The organism is Terrabacter tumescens, assembly GCF_014646815.1.
GTDB lineage: Bacteria > Actinomycetota > Actinomycetes > Actinomycetales > Dermatophilaceae > Terrabacter > Terrabacter tumescens.
The window spans coordinates 72,358-88,321 of sequence record NZ_BMNZ01000002.1; the positions used below are offsets into that span (position 1 = coordinate 72,358).

Below are 15,964 nucleotides of genomic sequence, written 5' to 3' on the forward strand. Positions count from 1 at the left end.
TAGACGACGCGCGTCCGAGGGAGGGGGTCGGCGGCGGTGTCGTCCGGGGCGGGCGGGCACGATAGGGGCATGACCGAGCTGCCGGAGGACGTCCGTGACCTCGTCGCCCTCGACCTGCGGGCCGCCCAGGTGCAGGACTGGTCGATCGCCGGCGACTCCTTCACGTGGACGCTGCTCACCGGGGACCCCGACCGGGGCCACGAGCTCGCGACCGTGACCTATGTCGGCGCGGTCGTGCTCCACACCAACCGCCGTGACCTCGACCGGGCCGTCGCTGCCGCCGCGGAGGTCGCGCGCGCCGAGGTCGTGCCCACCGGGGAGGGCGGCTTCGAGCACCGGGTCGTGCTCGCGCCCGACTACCCTCTCGTCGTGCGCTTCTGGAGCGTGGAGGTTCGTCGTATGCCGGCACCCGACCACCTGCGTCGCGTGCGCTGAGCGCGGAGCCGGGTCCACGGCGCCAGAAGTCTGTCCCGCCGCTCGCGCGAGTGCCATGGTGGAGGCATGGAGAAGTCGTCGTTGACCGCGCTCGCCCGCGAGCTGCTCGAGCACGCCACCCACGCCTCGAACGGTCGCAGTGCCGACACCGTCTACGGCGGCCACGAGCACGTGCTGCGCCAGACGGTCGTCGCGCTCGCAGCCGGACAGGTCCTCGCCGAGCACGAGAACCCGGGCGAGGCCACGGTCCAGGTGATGCACGGGCGCGTGCGGATCAGCGCGGGCGAGCTCTCGTGGGAGGGCGCCCCGGGGGACCTGCTCGTCATGCCGCAGGCGCGCCACTCGCTCGAGGCGCTCGAGGACTCAGCCATCCTGCTGACCGTCGCCAAGCTGCCCTGACCGGGCCACACGGCATACGTCCTCTGCTCCGAGGACGGGAGTGCGGTGGATCTCCGCCACCAGGCGCCGGCAATCCACCGCGCCGGCGTCATGGCCGTGCGAGGCTGCGGACGAGCGTCCTGCCGTCGCCGAAGAACGGCAGCAGCATGGCGCCGTGCGCGAGGTAGCACCAGCACCACGCCGCCGGCACGCCCAGGGCCCAGAGCGCCACGCCGACGAGGACGCACGCCCCCGGGCCCGCCAAGGCCACTGCAGCTGCACGGCTCGGCGTCATCTCGCCGACCGGCACGACGGATACCCGGAGCAGCGTGCGCTCGACGGCGATGTGCGTCACCCCCGGCGCCCCGCGCAGCGCGACGACGTGGGCGCCCTCGTGCAGCACGAAAGAGCCCACCACGCCGGGACCCGCGAGCAGGAACAGCCCCCACGACAGCTCGAGCGGCACCCCGTCGCCGGACCGCACGGCATAGGTCAGGGAGGCGGCCACGAGAACGCCGAGGAAGGCGAGCAGCGGCCACACCTGACCGACCACCGCCCGGGGGACCACCCACCACGACAGCTCGTGCCGCGCATGGAGGCGTGCCTCAGCTATGGGACCGCTCCGCGATCAGCTCGGCGCGGTACTGCTTGAGCGCGGCGAACGCGAGCTGGACCAGCACCATGAGCACCGCGAAGCCGAGGAAGACGAACACCAGCGGAACGGGGTTCGCGAGACCCATCTCGGCCCCGGTCACGCCCGGCCGGACCTCCTTGGTCTCGAAGAAGACCGAGCCGAAGAGCCCGAGGCGGCGCACCGACTCCTCACCGGTCGACAGCATGAGTGAGAGCAGCGTGGCCGCGGCGCTCACCAAGGTCAGCAGGGCGGCGCCGACCACCGTGTTGACGACCAACAGGGACTTCTTCATGACGTCTCCTCGACTCATCGATGCGAATGCCTTGAACGCTGTACCAGGACAGGAGGGCCAGGCTGGCGACGGCGACGACGCCGAGGACTGCCGGTGGGGCCTGCAGGATGCCGAGGGAGACACCGACCAGCGCCATCACTGCGGCCGTGACCGAGAGGCCGACGAAGACCGAGAAGGGGTTGTCGTTCTCGGCCGGGAAGATGACCCCGATGCCGATCGCGACGACGGCACCGGCAGCCGAACCCACCAGCGCCAGAGGCACGCCCGACAGCTGCTCGGGATCGATCAGCCAGAGCAGTCCCGTCGCCGGCACCCCGCCCGCGACCACGAGGCCGACGGGTCCGCGGACGAGCCTCCCGTAGACGACCCACGCCGAGGACCGCGAGGCGACGAGCGCGCGGAGCGGTCCCGTCGCCGCGAACTGGTAGAGCCCGCCGATCGAGAGCAGGGACAGGGCCCACACCGGGTTAGCCAGACCCGAGAGGGCCAGCGCCGCGTAGAGCGCGGCCGCCACGGCCACGCCGAGCCAGGTCTGGGTGCTCCGCACGAGGCACAGGTCATAGGGGTCGAGGACCGCGCGCAGCCGACTCCCGGTGGGGACGTTGACGAACCGCGAGTGGCGCACGTGCTCGTTCGGGGTCAGCACGACGGCCAGGGCCACCAGCACGAGCAGCGCGGCAACGGCACAGAGCAGGGCCAGCGGCGAGCCGATCTCGCCGGACAGCCACGAGAGTGCGGTCACCCAGACGAAGGAGTCCCGGCCCGCGAGGTAGTTGTCCGACACGACTGCCGTGAGGTGCGAGAGCTGACCGGCATAGGTGAGAAGCAGGGCGAAGACGGCCAGGATCAGCAGGACGTTGCGGATGCGGCGCAGCCCGAGAGCCAGCGCGAGCCGGCCGAGCGCGAGGTACGCGACGGTCATGACGGCATACGTCAGCATCATCGGCAGCACGACGGACTCGAGCAGCCGGGGCACCACGGCCGGTCCCTGGAGCAGCAAGGCGGCACCGATGAGCGAGACGAAGCCGGCCGCCGCGACGACCGAGGCCATGACGGCCTCGTAGACGAGGAAGGCCAGGGTGCGTTCCCGGTTCGTCAGTGGCAGGTGGAAGCTGAGGTCGAGCAGGGCATCCGCGTTGAGGAAGAGCACCTTGACGAGCAGGAACGCCATCTGCGCCCAGAGCACCACCGAGACCGTCGACAGGTCGAAGAGCAGGCCCCACTGGTTCTCGTCGGCGACCATCGGGCGGAAGAACGCATACCCTCCGGCGACGCCCGCGAGCAGCAGCACGCCGAGGGTCACGAGGGCCAGCACACGCACCGTGGCCGAGCGGAGCACCCCGAGCCGCAGCACCTTCCGGCTGAAGAAGCGCAGCAGCATGCCGGCCAGCACGAACGAGTGGCCGAGCCTCACGACGCCCTCGAGTCCGAGTCGAGCCGGTCGAAGACGAGGTCGGCGAGGGAGCCGTGCTCCGCCACGAGGTCGGCCGTGGGCCCCGCCGCGACGACCTCACCGAGGTCGAGGAAGACGATGCGGTCGGCCAGGCGCTCGAGGAGGGTGAAGTCGTGGGTGCACAGCAGGATGGCACGGCCCTCGGCGCGCAGCGCCCGGAGCTCACGCTCGGCGAGGTGCAGGGCCTCGACGTCGATCCCGTTGAGGGTCTCGTCGATGACGGTGAGGGAGCGCCGGAGCACGAGCGCCGAGACGAGCTGGGTCTTCTTGCGCATGCCGTGCGAGTAGTCCTCGATGAGGTCGTCGTAGCGCCCCTCCATCGAGAACCGGGCGAAGAGGGCCCGCGCCGCGTCGTCGTCGACGCGCACGCCGTAGAGCTTCGCGAGCGTCTGGACGTACTCGCGGCCCGTGAGGAACTGGGGCAGGTAGTCGTTGCTCGCGAGGTAGGCCGCCTCGGCCCGGGCGGCAGTGCTCGTATGCGGGTGGCCCCCCAGGGTGACCGTCCCCGACTGGCTGCGGAGCAGGTCGAGGACGTTCTTGATGAGGGTGGACTTGCCGGACCCGTTGGGCCCGATGAGGCCGACGATCGTGCCCGCCTCGACCTGGAGGCTCACGTCGTCGAGCACGGGCGTCACGCCGTCGTAGGAGTACGACAGGCCTGCCACGTCTAGGATGGTCATGCGTGTGGTTCCTTCCTCGCCCTCCGAGCGAACCTGCGGCCGACCCTGCACCGTTGCTGCGGTCGGGCCGGCCACAGGTTCTAGGACGTCGGAGATCGTTGGCCGATCTCCGACGTCACACGCACTCGAAGTAGACGCTGAGTCCGAAGTTGCGGAACGACCAGCGGCCGGTGAAGCGCTTGCCCTGCTTGACGACGCACCAGATCGCCATGCCGGTGATGAGGACGGCGCCGAGCGCCAGGATGACCGCGACGAACACGAGGAACCACGCGTCGTACCGCACGAGCGCGTCGTCGAACTTGGCGCGGGCCGCGGTCATGGCACGGGCCGACGACTCGTAGGTGCGGGTCGAGAGCGTGTCGTTGACGTGGGTCAGGGACATGGGTGCACTTCCTTCCACTGCTGTTCTGTGGCCGGCCACCGGGAGTCCGGGACCGTGTCGCGGTGCTGCGTGGTGCGACATGACCGACCGAACCAGCAGGGGCCGCGGTCGGACAATGGGGAGTCGGCCCCTGCGCCTGTCCCTTTCGTGCCGCGGCCCCTACCTGCCAGCTCAGCGCCAGCAGTCGATGCACGGAACGGCGGCCCGCGCCGTCGCGATGCCCTCCGAGCCCTCCGCGCGCTCCGCGGCGGACGGGAGCGAGATGCCGACGACGACGGCGACGGTGAGAACGATCTTGCGCATGGTGGAGCCTTCCCCTTGACCGGTTGCGCACCCGGGACCCCGGGCGCACCGTCACCCTCGCAGAGCGCCGCCGCGGCGACAGGAGGCATTTGGTGCCATGGCATGAACTAGCCCCGTCGGACCCGTGACGCCTAGGGTGAGGGCGGGGACGAGGGCCCGCGAGGCCCCGTCCCTCGTGTGACGGCCAGGCGCAGGGGGACTCGTGGACGACAGGGTGTGGGGCATCGACGCAACCGGCGAGACCGGGCTCGCCCCGACCTCGCTGGTGTCACCGTTGGAGCTGGCCGCGTACGAGCACCTCGCGTTCACGCCCGACTGGACGCCCGAGACGCTCGCCGGCGCACTCGGCGACTGCGCGGTCGACGAGGTCCCGCCGCTGCTCGAGCGACTGCGGGCGCACGGCCTCGTGCGGCCGTCCCAGCAGGACGCCGACCGCATCGTCGCCGTCTCGCCCGTCGTCGGCCTGGGGCGCCTCGCGGGCGACGCCGAGCAGGGGCTGCTCGAGCAGAGCCAGTACGTGCAGCGGCTGCGGCTGCTCACCAACTCCTTGAGCGAGCGCTACGCCCAGCTGCGGGCGGACCGCGCGCAGGACTCCGAGTCCGAGGTCGTCTCCGGGCGCGATGCCGCCGTCGTGCGGGTGGGCGAGCTCCTCCGCGACTGCACCGAGTCCGTCGACTCCGTCGTCGCCGCGGCACCGACGCCCCAGGCCCTCGAGCAGGCCCGGGTCGGTGACGCCGGGCTGCTCGCCCGCGGCGTGCGGGTGCGGGCGATCTACCAGGAGGGCCATCCGCGCCAGTCACGCGCCCTGCAGGAGCACCTGCGCTGGCTCTCGGAGCACGGCGCCCACGTCCGCCTGGCCGGCATCACACCGGTCCGGCTCATGGTCTTCGACGGCACGGTCGCGGCCGTCGCGCTCGACCCGGGCCAGCCCGGATCCGGAGCGCTGGTGCTGCGCAGCCCGGGCGCCGTCCACGCCATGACGGCCCTCTTCGACCTGCTGTGGGACTCCGCGCGACCGGCCGGCACGGCGCCGACGGCGGGCGCGCAGGAACAGCCGCTCACCGAGCTCGAGACAGCCGTCGTCCGGCTGCTGGCCCGGGGCAACAAGGACGAGGCGATCAGCCGCCGCACCGGGGTCTCGGTGCGGTCGGTCCGCCGCATCATCGCCGGCCTCATGGACACCATGAACGCCGCCAGCCGCTTCGAGCTGGGCCTGCGCTGCCGGGACCGCGGCCTCGTCTGAGACGCGGCCACACGGCATACGCCCTCGGTGGGCTCAGTCGCCGGCGATGCCGGTGCGCTCGACCCCCTCGACGATCCAGCGCTGGAGGAAGAGGAACATCAGCAGCAGCGGCACGATCGCGACGAGCGCGGCCATGAACAGCTGGCTGACCTGCACCGACTGCGCCGTGAGGAAGGTCGACAGCGCGATCTGCACCGTCCACGACTCCTGGTCGCGGCCGATGACGAGCGGCCAGAGGAAGGCGTTCCACGAGCCGATGAAGGTGATCGTGCCGATGGCCGCGACGAAGCCCATCGAGTTCGGCACGACGATCTTCCAGAACGTGCCCCAGTAGCCGAGGCCGTCGATGAAGGCTGCCTCCTCGATCTCCTTGGGGAAGCCGAGGAAGAACTGCCGGAAGAGGAACGTCGCGAGCGCTTGGAAGAGGCCCGGGATGATGAGGCCGCGCAGCGTCGAGATCCAGCCGAGGGTCGAGACGAGCACGAAGCTCGGCACGAACGTCACGGCCGCGGGGATGAGCAACGTGGCGGTGATCGTATAGAAGACGGCGTTGGACCAGCGGTAGGGGATGCGCGCGAGGCCGTAGCCGGCGAGGCCCGAGATGACGAGCACCCCGACCGTCTGGGTGACGGCGATGAGACCCGAGTTGAGCAGGCTGCGCGCCATCGGGATCGCCGGGTTGTCGAAGAGGCCGGTGAGGTTGGAGGTCTCCCAGACCGGCGGCAGCCAGTGGAAGTCCGGTGAGCCGAGGTCCTGCTCGCGCATGAACGCGCTGCGGATGAGCAGGTAGAAGGGGATGAGGAAGAGGAGCGCCGCCACGACGAGGGCGCTGTAGCGGGCCCACCCCGTGACGCGGGACTGGCGCTTGCTGCGCACGATGGCCATCTACTCGCCCCTGTCGCCGAGTCGGAGGATGCGGCCCTGCACCACCGCGACGATCGCGATGATGAGGGTGAGGATGACGGCGCCGGCGGACCCGTGGCCGAAGTCCTGACCCGACCCGAGCGCCGTGTAGTAGAGGTAGACGAGCGGCGGGCGCGCGTAGGGCGGGTAGGTGCCGAACGTCGACAGGATGTTGTAGAACTCGTCGAACGCCTGGAACGCGTTGATGAGCAGGAGCAGCAGCACCGCCGTCGACGTCGCGCGCAGCTGCGGCAGGGTGATGTGGCGGAAGACCTTCCACCCCTCGGCGCCGTCGATCGCGGCCGCCTCGTAGAGCGTCGGGCTGATCCGCTGGATGCCGGCGAGGAACAGGATCATGTAGAAGCCGACCTGCAGCCACAGGCGCGCCGTGACGATGACGAGCCAGTACCACGGCGGGTCGGCGAGGCTCAGCCACGGGATCGAGTCGACGCCGAACCAGCCGAGCACCCCGTTGGCCAGGCCCGAGCGGATGCCGCTGAAGATCGACATCTTCCAGATGAGCGACGCCACGACGTAGGAGCAGGCGGTCGGGAGGAAGAAGACCGACCGGAAGAAGCTCTGCATGACCCGGGTGCGCGCGACGAGCAGCGCTGCGCCGAGCGAGATGACGAACGTCGTCGGCACGATGAAGACGGCGAAGGCGAGGAACGTGACGAGGCTGCTGCGGAACGCCGGGTCGCTCAGCATGTCGAGGTAGTTGCCGACTCCGACGAACTTCGTCGGCGTCACCGTGTTGTAGGACTCGAAGAACGACAGGTAGATCGACCAGGCGATCGGGATGTAGACGAAGACGATGAGCCCGATGACGAACGGCCCGACGAAGACCCAGAACCACAGGTTGCGGTCCTGGCGCCCGCGCAGGCGCCGACCGAGCGACGGCCTCCCGTCCGTGGGAGGCGGCGTCGTCCGGTCGGTCGCCGTCCGCTGCGCGGCGTGGTCGTATGCCGCCGGGTCGGCCTGCGCTGTCAGGCGAGGACCCGCTTCAGCTCGGGATCGGCCACGGCCTTGACCTTGGCGATCTCGCCGGCGGGGTCGGCGCCCTCCTTGACGATGCGGTTCATCGCGTCACCGAAAGCCGTGGCGCACTTGGGAGTCCACAGGATCGGGCTCTGCGCGTGGCCGACGTCGGTCGCGAGCTTGGCCGCGTCGGCGGCCTGCCCGCTCTTGAGCGTGGAGGCCTGGCTGATGAGGCTCGTGCGCGAGGGGATGTGGAAGCCGTAGGAGGTCGCGAAGTCGAGCTGGTCCTGGGTCTGGTCGATCCAGAGCCACTTGACGAACTTCTTGGCCGCCTCGACGTCCTTGCTCTTGGCGCTGACGCACGAGCCGTAGGCACCGACGGGCACCGAGGCCTTGCCGCTGCTGTCGAGGGCCGGCCAGGGCAGCACGCCGAAGTCGTCGCCGAGGCCCTTCTTGATGTCGGGGAAGGTCCACAGGCCGGTGAACTGCATCGCCGTCAGCCCGGAGGTGAGCGCGGACGCGTCGAACCAGTCCTTGGGGGCGCCGAGGAGCAGCACCTTGGCGTCCCACATCTCGCGCAGCTTGCCGAGGGCGGTCGCCGCGCGCGGGTCGTCGAAGCCGAACTGGTTGTCCTTGGTGAGGTAGTCGAGCCCGGCCGACCACAGCATCGGGCCGCCCATGAGGCCGGCGCCGCCGTCGTTGCCGAGGAAGAGGCCCTTGACGTTGCCCTGGGTCAGCTTCTTCGCCGCGGCGATGAGCTCGTCGATGGTCTGCGGCGGCTGGATGCCGGCCTTGTCGAGCATCGACTTGCGGTAGACGAGCAGCTGCATGTCGACGACCTGCGGCACGGCATACGTCTTGCCCTGGTAGGTCATCCGCTCGAGGATGCTCGGGTTGAAGTCGGACTTCGTGTCGCCGATGAGGTCGGTGAGGTCGACGACCTGGCCGCCCTTGATCATGTCGATGGTCGGGCCGTTGCCGTACTCGAAGACGTCGGGGCCGGCGTCGGTGAGCAGCGAGGCGGCCGTGGACTGGTCGTAGTCGCCGGGCTTCCAGCTGACCTTGACGGTGGCGTCCTTGTAGGCGGCGGCGTACTTCTCGACGGCCTGCTGCGTGCCGGCCTCGCCGTACTGGTGGTACCACTGGTTGAGCGTGACCCCGCTGCCGCCGCTGGCACCGCCGCCGGTCGCTGCCGGCTCGCGCCCGGTGTTGCTGCCGCAGGCGGCGAGCGCGCCCGTGACCGCCGCCGCCCCGCCGAGCGCGAAGAGCGAGCGCCGGGTGAGGTTGGCCCCCAGGGCCTGGCCGATCTCGCGGCCGATCTGCTTGTCAGACATAGGTTCCCCTGCGTCCTTCCTGCCCGGGGTGCGGGCACCGTTGACGACGGCGGGCGTCCGGCCAGTCTGCTCGACCTCGCCCACCCTGCGATCGTATGCCCGCAACCTCCGGGTATGCCGGATGGCCCGCTCCGCGACGCCGGCGCGGTTCAGATGGTGGCCGGCGAGTTGAGCGGGTTGTCGCTCAGGGTCTCGGGTGCGGTCTGGAGCAGCTGCTCGACGAGCAGGAGGGTCTGCTCGTCCTCGAGGGTCATGCGCCGCCCGAAGTGGCCGCGGGCCAGGGCGACGCCGGCGCCGACGCGCAGGATGCTCGTTCGGACGTCGGCCCGGGTGTCGGCGTCCATGCGTTCGAGCAGCCGGGTCACGGAGAGCAGGCCCGAGACGACTGGACGGCCGTCGAGCTCGAACTCGTCGAAGAGCCAACGCCTTTCGGCTGCGGCGGTGCCGAGCAGGTCCCGGCCGGGGCCGGTGCTGCGCAGTGCCGCGTCGGTGACGGCGTCCCAGAACGCGCCACGCTCGTCGTCGTCGAAGCGGATGCGGCCGGCAAGCGCGCTCAGCACCCAGACCGGGGCGAGCCGGAGCGTGACCCACTCCTGCTCCGACCACTGCTCTCGCCACTGCGACATGCCCGCGACACCGCCTCTCGTCCGCTGCCGGACCCCACCAGCGTACGACCGGTCCGGTCAGGCCGGTCCGGTCAGGCTCGCCCGGTCAGCGGCACTCGCGGGCGGCGACTACCGGGCGCAGCACGGCGTCGACCTCGGGGGTCGAACCAGCGGCGGAGGTAGTCGTCGGCGAGCACGTTGGCCAAGGACCCGAGCGCCATCGACTGGTCGAGCCACGGGTGACGCCCAGCGTGCCGCCCGGTCCGCGTGCCGACGGCGTCGATGAAGCCTCGGGACCGTAGGGCGCCGAGGTCACGCTAGGTCTGGACGAGTTGTCGGCGGCGGCTCGGCCTTCGCCTCGGCCATGAGCGCCATCGCCGAGCGTGCGGCGTCAGGAAGACCGCGCGGTTGCGCTCACGCGGGTAGCCGTCGGTCTCCCCCGCGATGGGAGGCACCCCGAACGGAGTAACCCTCGGCCGGACAGGACGACGGGCTGAGTCCTCAGTGGCCGTAGCCCGTCTCCTGGAGCGCGTACTCGCGCTGCAGGGGCCACGGTCCATGCCTACGTCGACTCGGGGACCGGTGATCGTCAGCACCGCGGCCTCAATTATCGAGCCGGTCAAGGTCGGCGCGACGTTCCGGCCGCGCTAGTGCCGGGCCCGCCCACCTGTAGCCCATCCCGCCCAGATAGAGCTGGGATTCGGCGCCCAGAATTGCGCGTACCGACAACGCTGTCTGAATCACAGGAGACGCGCGCCAAGAATGGTTCATCGCTTACGTTTGGGCCGCTTCTTCGCCTTTGCCTTCCGCTTGGGCTTGGGCCTGGCCGCTGGAGGCCGAGAAGGTGATGACCTCGCGCGTGAAGGGGCCTTCTTCGCGTTCGGGTGAAGCCGACCATGTAACGCCTCGATCGGCTTCAGAGTTGTCAGTCGGGCACTTTCCTGGGCAGTCAGCTCACCGATATGACCGTTGTAGATCACGTCCTCAAGGGCACCGGTGTCCTCGTCGTAGATGAAGGCCACGCCTCGCGGCACCCCGAGTTGGTACTTCTTGGCGCGGAGGTGTTCCTCGGCCGCTCGCTTGATCTGAACCAGCGTGTGCCCAGTCGGCCTAGTCCACCATACGAGCACCCACCCTTCAGCGGGGTTCACTGTCGAAGTGATGGGCACAGTCAAGTTCCGAGGTGCTCCGGTGGCAGACGGGTTCTTGAGTAGGTCTTTCGAGTTCCCAAGCATCTTGTGCTGGGCTGTGGATGACCCCTCAAGCATGGTGGCTCCGATGCTTAACCATCCGTAGGTGCCGCGCGCCTGGATCTCGTCCACGAGAGCGGCGAGAGGCGAAGGCGTAGAGCTCGGTTTGGGGGCTTTTACTACTCCCGGGTCGGCAGAGTCCTTCGTGTAGAACCACGCGTCGAGCGGGTCGGTGCGGCTCGTGATGTAAGCCGGCATTTGTTCGCGGTAGCGGCGCATTTCCCCGGTCGTGGGGGCCTGCATCCACGGGAATGCGACCCGCACTTGTTCAGGGTCTGGTTCCACCCACAGCCCAGCTTCCAGAAAGTGAAGAAACAGATCGAGTTCATCTGGGGCCGTGAACATCACGGTCGTGTCTGGGTTGCGACGCCTTCGCAGGTACAGGAGGAACTGGGCGGGTCGCTCGACGAGTTCGGCGATGAGGTCGAGATCATGGATGGACACCGTCCAAGGGATGTTGTCTAGATCCAGGAGACCAGCTCGAACGAGGTCTGCGGTGGCGGTCGCTACGCTCGTCAGGTCGTCGAGGCTGACGGCGATGGTGTGAATCTCCCGAATGTGACTGAGATCCACCAGACCCTCGCCGTGGATGCGTACAACGCCGTCTCGTTCGATGAGCTCTCGCAGCCGTCCTGACTGTTCGGCGGCCTTGGTGACCATCCCGGTCAGGTCGTTCTTGATGCGGGCGGTCTTGCCACCCTTCGACAGCGCGCTGAGTGCGACGGCCTTATCTTCCACAATGACCGCGAGGTCGTCGAGGATAACGAGGTGGTCGCCCTCGACCCGCTTGGTGTACTGAAGTGGATCGGCCGAGTTCAACTCCCGCTCGTTTGCGGGAATGTAGTACTGGAGCCCGTCTCGATGGACCGCCCCAGGCAGGAGCCTGTCGAGGACGTCGTGGGTGCGACTCTCCAGCAACGGGAGCGTCAATGGCCCACGTGGCACTAGTACCTCAAGCGGCGACTTGTGCTGCCCACGGGTACCGTGAGCCAAGTCCGGCGGTCCAGTCACGGGTGCTACGTTGCCGCTGCCGATGAAAGGGGAGACTTGTGCTGGTTGGAGCTTATGGCGTCTTCTGGGATGCCAATCTGATCGACTGGAATGCCTACGGTTGGCGCCTGCTCGGTCGTCAGGGAATGAACGCACAAACGCTCAAAATTGCTGACTTTCGTAAAGCACGCGGAGTCTACGTCATGTACTCGGACACTGGCATCTACTACGTGGGTCTGGCCTCTGGGGCCAACGGAATCGGCGGTCGCCTTAAGGACCACCTGTCCGATGTGCACAGCGGGCGTTGGACTCGTTTCTCTTGGTTCGCTTTCGATGGACCGTCCGAAACAGACGTATATCCGGACGGAGTGCTCAAGGATGACGAGTGGGCGGGCATCGAAGAGGCCACCGACAAGTTGGTCATCCGTGAGATGGAGGCCTTACTCCTCGCGGTCACCTCGCCTCCCGGCAACACTCTGAAAACGAACTTTCAGGAAGCGACCGCCTGGCTGCAAGTCGCCGATCACGCGCCGACCGTTCGTACCTTCTCAAGCCTGAAGGAACGGTTACAGCCGTCCGCTGACTGATGCTCCACGTCGTCGGCAAGGCACCGAGAGTTGCCGGCCACGGGTCAGGCTCCCCGCGGAGTTGCGTCACACCGCCGCCTGTGGACGCTCGGGACGCCACCTGCGTTGATCATTCCTCGGCAAAGTAGAATTGCCTCGGACAGCCCGCCGAGTCTGGCTTGGACCTCCAGGTGTCAGCTAAACATAGATCGCCGGCCTGTCACCAAGTCATGGTCGAAGATGTCAGCAGAGTCACATGTCCGTCAGGTACGCGACTGCGGCGGTTCGTCAAGGATGCGCTTGGCGATCGAGAGGCTATTTTGGTCCTTGCCGAGTGCGCCAGAATCGAACTGACTACGCACCGCTTGTTGAATGCGCTTTCGGGGCCATTCTCGGACATCAGGTAGCGCGAGGTATCGCTCTGCAAGGAGTAACGCTTGGTACTGGTCAAACATCTGGTCTGGGCGTATCACCGCCTCCAGAACAGCTCTGACTGTCGCGATCTCCGGTCTCTCTTGAAGAACGCCTAGCGCCCAAACGCGGGCACCCTCCGAGCCCGTCCACAAGAGTCCCAGCACGTGCTCCTCATCCAGATCGGGGTCGTGCGCGTCGGCACGCGCATCCCTGATGATTCGGTCCATCAGAGCAGTACGTTGTGCTCCAGACGGCATATTGGTTCGGACTGCCTGGTAAGAGCGTTGAATTTCCTTTACTCGGCCGCCGATACGATCGGCCGCCATTTGCAGGACCTCGGCGGTCTCCGTTTCGCCCTTCTTGGCCGCTTCTTTAGCCTTGCGGCGCAAGACGACCTCCAGGTCGCCGTACCGCAGGGACTCCAAGCGGTCCCCCATGGCGCCGAGCACAAAGAGGACCCCCCCGAACGAGAGGAGGGCCGCTGAACCGACGTCGTTTGTGGTGCGGAACACCGCCACCACCCCAGCACCGATAAGAGCGATTCCCAGGAAGATCAGGGCGGACGTCACGACCGCTTTACTCTTCGTCGTCGAGCTGGAACTGTCTTTACCAGCGCTTGTCACGCTCTCGGTCATAGGAAGCCCACCACACTCACATCACCCGATGTTGGCCGCTCCAGTATCGCCCAATGTTGACAGAAATCAGAGTGAACAAGCAGTGTCAGGGCATAGCCCTTTTCAGTCGGACCTCCGGAGGCGTATTGCTCCTGCGGCCTCGAGACCTCGAGGAACGCCAGCAGGCTTGGACGCCTTGGCGATTGACGGCCCTCGGGGCGCAGTCGGCGCAGGGCCAGACGCCGGCGGGCCAGCAGTGCCGAAGTGGGTCCATAGTCGCTCCTACTGCTCAGGTGGCGGCCCCCGTGAGCTGCGTCCTATCGCCGCCTGCAGACGCACGCGATGGAGGGGTCTAGTGTCGATGCGGTCCAGGTGCCCGGCCGTGTTGGCGGCGAGCGGGGTCTGGTCCGGTAGCCGGTCGCCGCGTGAGGTGACTGCCATGTCCGCTCCCACGACGCTCCTTCCGTTCCAGCCCGCGACGATTTCGACGGCTCAGCTGGCGGCGGTGTCCTACCTAGCCCGCTACTCCGGCCGCACGCACATCCTGTACTCATTCCAGCTGCGGGAGTGGTTCTCCTGGTGCGACCGCAACAAGCTCGACGCCCTGACCGGGATCCAGCGAGCCCACGTCGAGCTCTACATCCGCCACCTCGGCGACCGGGGGCTAATGGACTCCTCGGTCAACACGATGATGCACGCCGTCCGCGGCTACTTCCGCTTCGCCCACATCGACGGGCTCATCACTGCCGACCCAGCCGTCTACGCCCGCCTGCCCAAGATCCACCGCGACGAGTCCCGTACCCAAGGACTGGATCGGCTCGAGCTGATCCGGTTCCTGCAGGTCGCTCAGAGCATCACCGTCCACCACGGCGCCCTGGCCTACCTGCTCGGCATCAACGCCCTGCGCGCCTCCGAGGCGGCGGCCGTGCGGATCGAGGACTACGCCGATACCCTCCGCGGTCACCGCGTCCTGCACCTAGTCGGCAAAGGCAACAAGCCTGCCACCATGCCCGTGACCGTCCCCGTGCTCCGTGCACTCGAGGCCTGCCGCGGCCAACGAACGGCGGGGCCGCTGGTCCTAGGGCCGGTCTCCGGCAAGCCGGTCGACCAACGCGACGTGTACCGGATGGTCGCCCGGATCGCGAAGAGCGCCGGGATCCCGCGGCACATCAGCCCCCACTCGCTACGGCACGCCGCCATCACCAACGCCCTCGACGCCGGCGTGCCTCTACGCGACGCACAGATTCTCGCCCGGCACGCCGACCCGCGAACCACTGAGCACTACGACCGCGCCCGCGGCAACCTCGACCGACACGGCGTTCACTTCCTCACCGCCTACGTCGCAGGCGTCTGACTTGCGGTGCGACACCAGCGTCAACTCCGCCGCGAGACGGGCGTCGCTCAACTGTGCCGTGCGCGGTCGTTGGTGTCCCGCGGCGACGCGCGGCGCGGTCACTTACGCGATGGGGGTCGGTTTGGTGGTTCCAAGAGGCCCGGACAGCAGCTTCGGGATGTACTCGAGGAGCTGGATGCGACCATCGAAGGTGCGACTCTCGACCAGGTCGAGGGCCACGTCGGGGTAGCCGTCGTAGATCCTGTCCGTCCCGGTGCTGCCCGTGATGACGGGGAAGATGCCCACGCGAAAACGATCCACCAGGCCAGCCTTGAGCAGAGCACGGCAGAGGGTCAGGCTGCCCAAGGTCGTCAACGGCCGGTTGCCCGAGACCTTCATCTCACGAACAGCCACCACCGGGTCGCGGGAAACCAGCTCCGTGTTCGGCCAGGCCAGCGGCTCGGTCAAGGTGGTCGAGAAGACGACCTTCGGCCGTCCCGCGAGGACCTCCGTCCCGGGCTCACCCCCGCTGGCCAGTTCCGACATGAGCCTGTAGGTGGTCGCACCCATGAGCACGATGGAGTCGTCCGACTGCTGCTGCAGCCAAGCGAGGTACTCGGGCCCTTCCAGCCCCCACCAGCCGGGCCAGCCCTCGGCGGCCCCGTAGCCGTCGAGTGAGGCGATGAAGTCGACGAGCAGTTCCTGCATGGTGTCCCCTCTGCCGGGTCAGTGAGTGGCGGTCCGGTGCTCCACCGACTTCCAGAGTGCCAACGCTCACCTCGTGGCGCCAGTGACCGCCGCCGACCTGCCGGGTGCCTGTCACCTACTTGGCCGAGTGAATGCATGCCTGTTCGCGTTGCGCTCCTATTCCAGGCGGGACCGCGGTCGCGACTGAATGTGCCGGCGGCCGGCTCAGAGCGTGCCTTCCTGAGCTACGCACGCCAGCGCGGGTTGTTCGCCGACGCTGATAACGAGGTCGCAATGCAATGGCGTCCGGGATGCCGCCATAGTGTGCGGCTTCGCATCGCCATCCGCGCGCACGTGACGGGGCCCGCTGGGTCAACATTTGCAGGACGAGGCGGGTCGGTCGATGTGGCGAGTGTCCATGAGGGGGACGAACCGTCCCCACGGTCGTCATCGATGGCGTCCCGCACCAAACCCCCGCCAGCTCGTCAAG

The 15,964-nt window shown here is 68.3% G+C and carries 18 protein-coding genes; 5 read left to right on the forward strand and 13 right to left on the reverse strand.

What is annotated here, in order from left to right; translation table 11 throughout:
- Positions 1–69 precede the first annotated feature (69 nt).
- On the forward strand, positions 70–435 hold the full coding sequence (locus IEY30_RS04300; RefSeq protein WP_030197215.1) for a hypothetical protein: 366 nt from the start codon (positions 70–72) through the stop codon (positions 433–435).
- Between the two features lie 66 nt (positions 436–501).
- Positions 502–834, forward strand: a complete 333-nt coding sequence (locus IEY30_RS04305; RefSeq protein ID WP_030197216.1) for a cupin domain-containing protein — start codon at positions 502–504, stop codon at positions 832–834.
- A gap of 88 nt (positions 835–922) precedes the next feature.
- On the opposite strand, the gene IEY30_RS04310 is transcribed toward IEY30_RS04305, so the two are convergent.
- The 6 genes from IEY30_RS04310 to IEY30_RS22100 all read right to left on the reverse strand — a co-directional run bounded on the left by IEY30_RS04310 (position 923) and on the right by IEY30_RS22100 (position 4,557).
- Positions 923–1,381 carry a hypothetical protein gene (locus IEY30_RS04310; protein ID WP_156035221.1) on the reverse strand — a complete coding sequence of 153 codons (459 nt, stop codon included), beginning with the start codon at positions 1,379–1,381 and terminating at the stop codon, positions 923–925.
- A 37-nt stretch (positions 1,382–1,418) separates the two neighbouring features.
- Positions 1,419–1,652: a hypothetical protein gene (locus IEY30_RS04315; RefSeq protein ID WP_162180999.1), complete on the reverse strand. Its 234-nt coding sequence runs from the start codon at positions 1,650–1,652 to the stop codon at positions 1,419–1,421.
- Positions 1,636–3,153 (reverse strand): hypothetical protein, encoded by a 1,518-nt coding sequence (locus tag IEY30_RS04320; RefSeq protein ID WP_030197220.1) that lies wholly within the window; start codon positions 3,151–3,153, stop codon positions 1,636–1,638. The genes IEY30_RS04315 and IEY30_RS04320 overlap by 17 nt, the downstream gene beginning before the upstream one ends.
- Entirely contained in the window at positions 3,150–3,872 is a 723-nt protein-coding gene (locus IEY30_RS04325) for an ABC transporter ATP-binding protein (RefSeq protein WP_081920448.1), read from the reverse strand. The genes IEY30_RS04320 and IEY30_RS04325 overlap by 4 nt, the downstream gene beginning before the upstream one ends.
- 115 nt (positions 3,873–3,987) lie before the next feature.
- A complete protein-coding gene (locus tag IEY30_RS04330; protein WP_221628574.1) occupies positions 3,988–4,254 on the reverse strand; it encodes a hypothetical protein in 267 nt (88 codons plus the stop codon).
- Between the two features lie 171 nt (positions 4,255–4,425).
- Positions 4,426–4,557 (reverse strand): hypothetical protein, encoded by a 132-nt coding sequence (locus tag IEY30_RS22100; RefSeq protein WP_268240964.1) that lies wholly within the window; start codon positions 4,555–4,557, stop codon positions 4,426–4,428.
- 202 nt (positions 4,558–4,759) lie between these two features.
- On the opposite strand from IEY30_RS22100, the gene IEY30_RS04335 reads away from it, so the two are divergent.
- Positions 4,760–5,800 (forward strand): LuxR C-terminal-related transcriptional regulator, encoded by a 1,041-nt coding sequence (locus tag IEY30_RS04335; RefSeq protein WP_156035223.1) that lies wholly within the window; start codon positions 4,760–4,762, stop codon positions 5,798–5,800.
- Between the two features lie 33 nt (positions 5,801–5,833).
- Here IEY30_RS04335 and IEY30_RS04340 read toward each other — a convergent pair whose 3' ends face one another.
- The 5 genes from IEY30_RS04340 to IEY30_RS04360 all read right to left on the reverse strand — a co-directional run bounded on the left by IEY30_RS04340 (position 5,834) and on the right by IEY30_RS04360 (position 11,800).
- Complete coding sequence (locus tag IEY30_RS04340) at positions 5,834–6,685, reverse strand: carbohydrate ABC transporter permease (protein ID WP_030197232.1); 852 nt, start codon at positions 6,683–6,685, stop codon at positions 5,834–5,836.
- Entirely contained in the window at positions 6,686–7,453 is a 768-nt protein-coding gene (locus IEY30_RS04345; RefSeq protein WP_229674837.1) for a carbohydrate ABC transporter permease, read from the reverse strand.
- 236 nt (positions 7,454–7,689) lie between these two features.
- Positions 7,690–9,015 (reverse strand): ABC transporter substrate-binding protein, encoded by a 1,326-nt coding sequence (locus IEY30_RS04350; RefSeq protein WP_030197241.1) that lies wholly within the window; start codon positions 9,013–9,015, stop codon positions 7,690–7,692.
- A gap of 149 nt (positions 9,016–9,164) precedes the next feature.
- On the reverse strand, positions 9,165–9,641 hold the full coding sequence (locus tag IEY30_RS04355; RefSeq protein WP_030197245.1) for a hypothetical protein: 477 nt from the start codon (positions 9,639–9,641) through the stop codon (positions 9,165–9,167).
- A 746-nt stretch (positions 9,642–10,387) separates the two neighbouring features.
- The gene (locus IEY30_RS04360) at positions 10,388–11,800 is read right to left on the reverse strand and encodes a hypothetical protein (RefSeq protein ID WP_052358486.1); all 1,413 of its coding nucleotides are present in this window, start codon (positions 11,798–11,800) and stop codon (positions 10,388–10,390) included.
- Positions 11,801–11,919: 119 nt separating this feature from the next.
- On the opposite strand from IEY30_RS04360, the gene IEY30_RS04365 reads away from it, so the two are divergent.
- Entirely contained in the window at positions 11,920–12,447 is a 528-nt protein-coding gene (locus tag IEY30_RS04365; protein WP_156035225.1) for a GIY-YIG nuclease family protein, read from the forward strand.
- A gap of 242 nt (positions 12,448–12,689) precedes the next feature.
- On the opposite strand, the gene IEY30_RS04370 is transcribed toward IEY30_RS04365, so the two are convergent.
- Positions 12,690–13,475: a hypothetical protein gene (locus IEY30_RS04370; RefSeq protein WP_162181000.1), complete on the reverse strand. Its 786-nt coding sequence runs from the start codon at positions 13,473–13,475 to the stop codon at positions 12,690–12,692.
- A 418-nt stretch (positions 13,476–13,893) separates the two neighbouring features.
- On the opposite strand from IEY30_RS04370, the gene IEY30_RS04375 reads away from it, so the two are divergent.
- Positions 13,894–14,808: a tyrosine-type recombinase/integrase gene (locus IEY30_RS04375; RefSeq protein WP_030197258.1), complete on the forward strand. Its 915-nt coding sequence runs from the start codon at positions 13,894–13,896 to the stop codon at positions 14,806–14,808.
- Positions 14,809–14,910: 102 nt separating this feature from the next.
- Here IEY30_RS04375 and IEY30_RS04380 read toward each other — a convergent pair whose 3' ends face one another.
- Complete coding sequence (locus IEY30_RS04380) at positions 14,911–15,495, reverse strand: dihydrofolate reductase family protein (RefSeq protein ID WP_030197261.1); 585 nt, start codon at positions 15,493–15,495, stop codon at positions 14,911–14,913.
- Between the last annotated feature and the right edge of the window lie 469 nt (positions 15,496–15,964).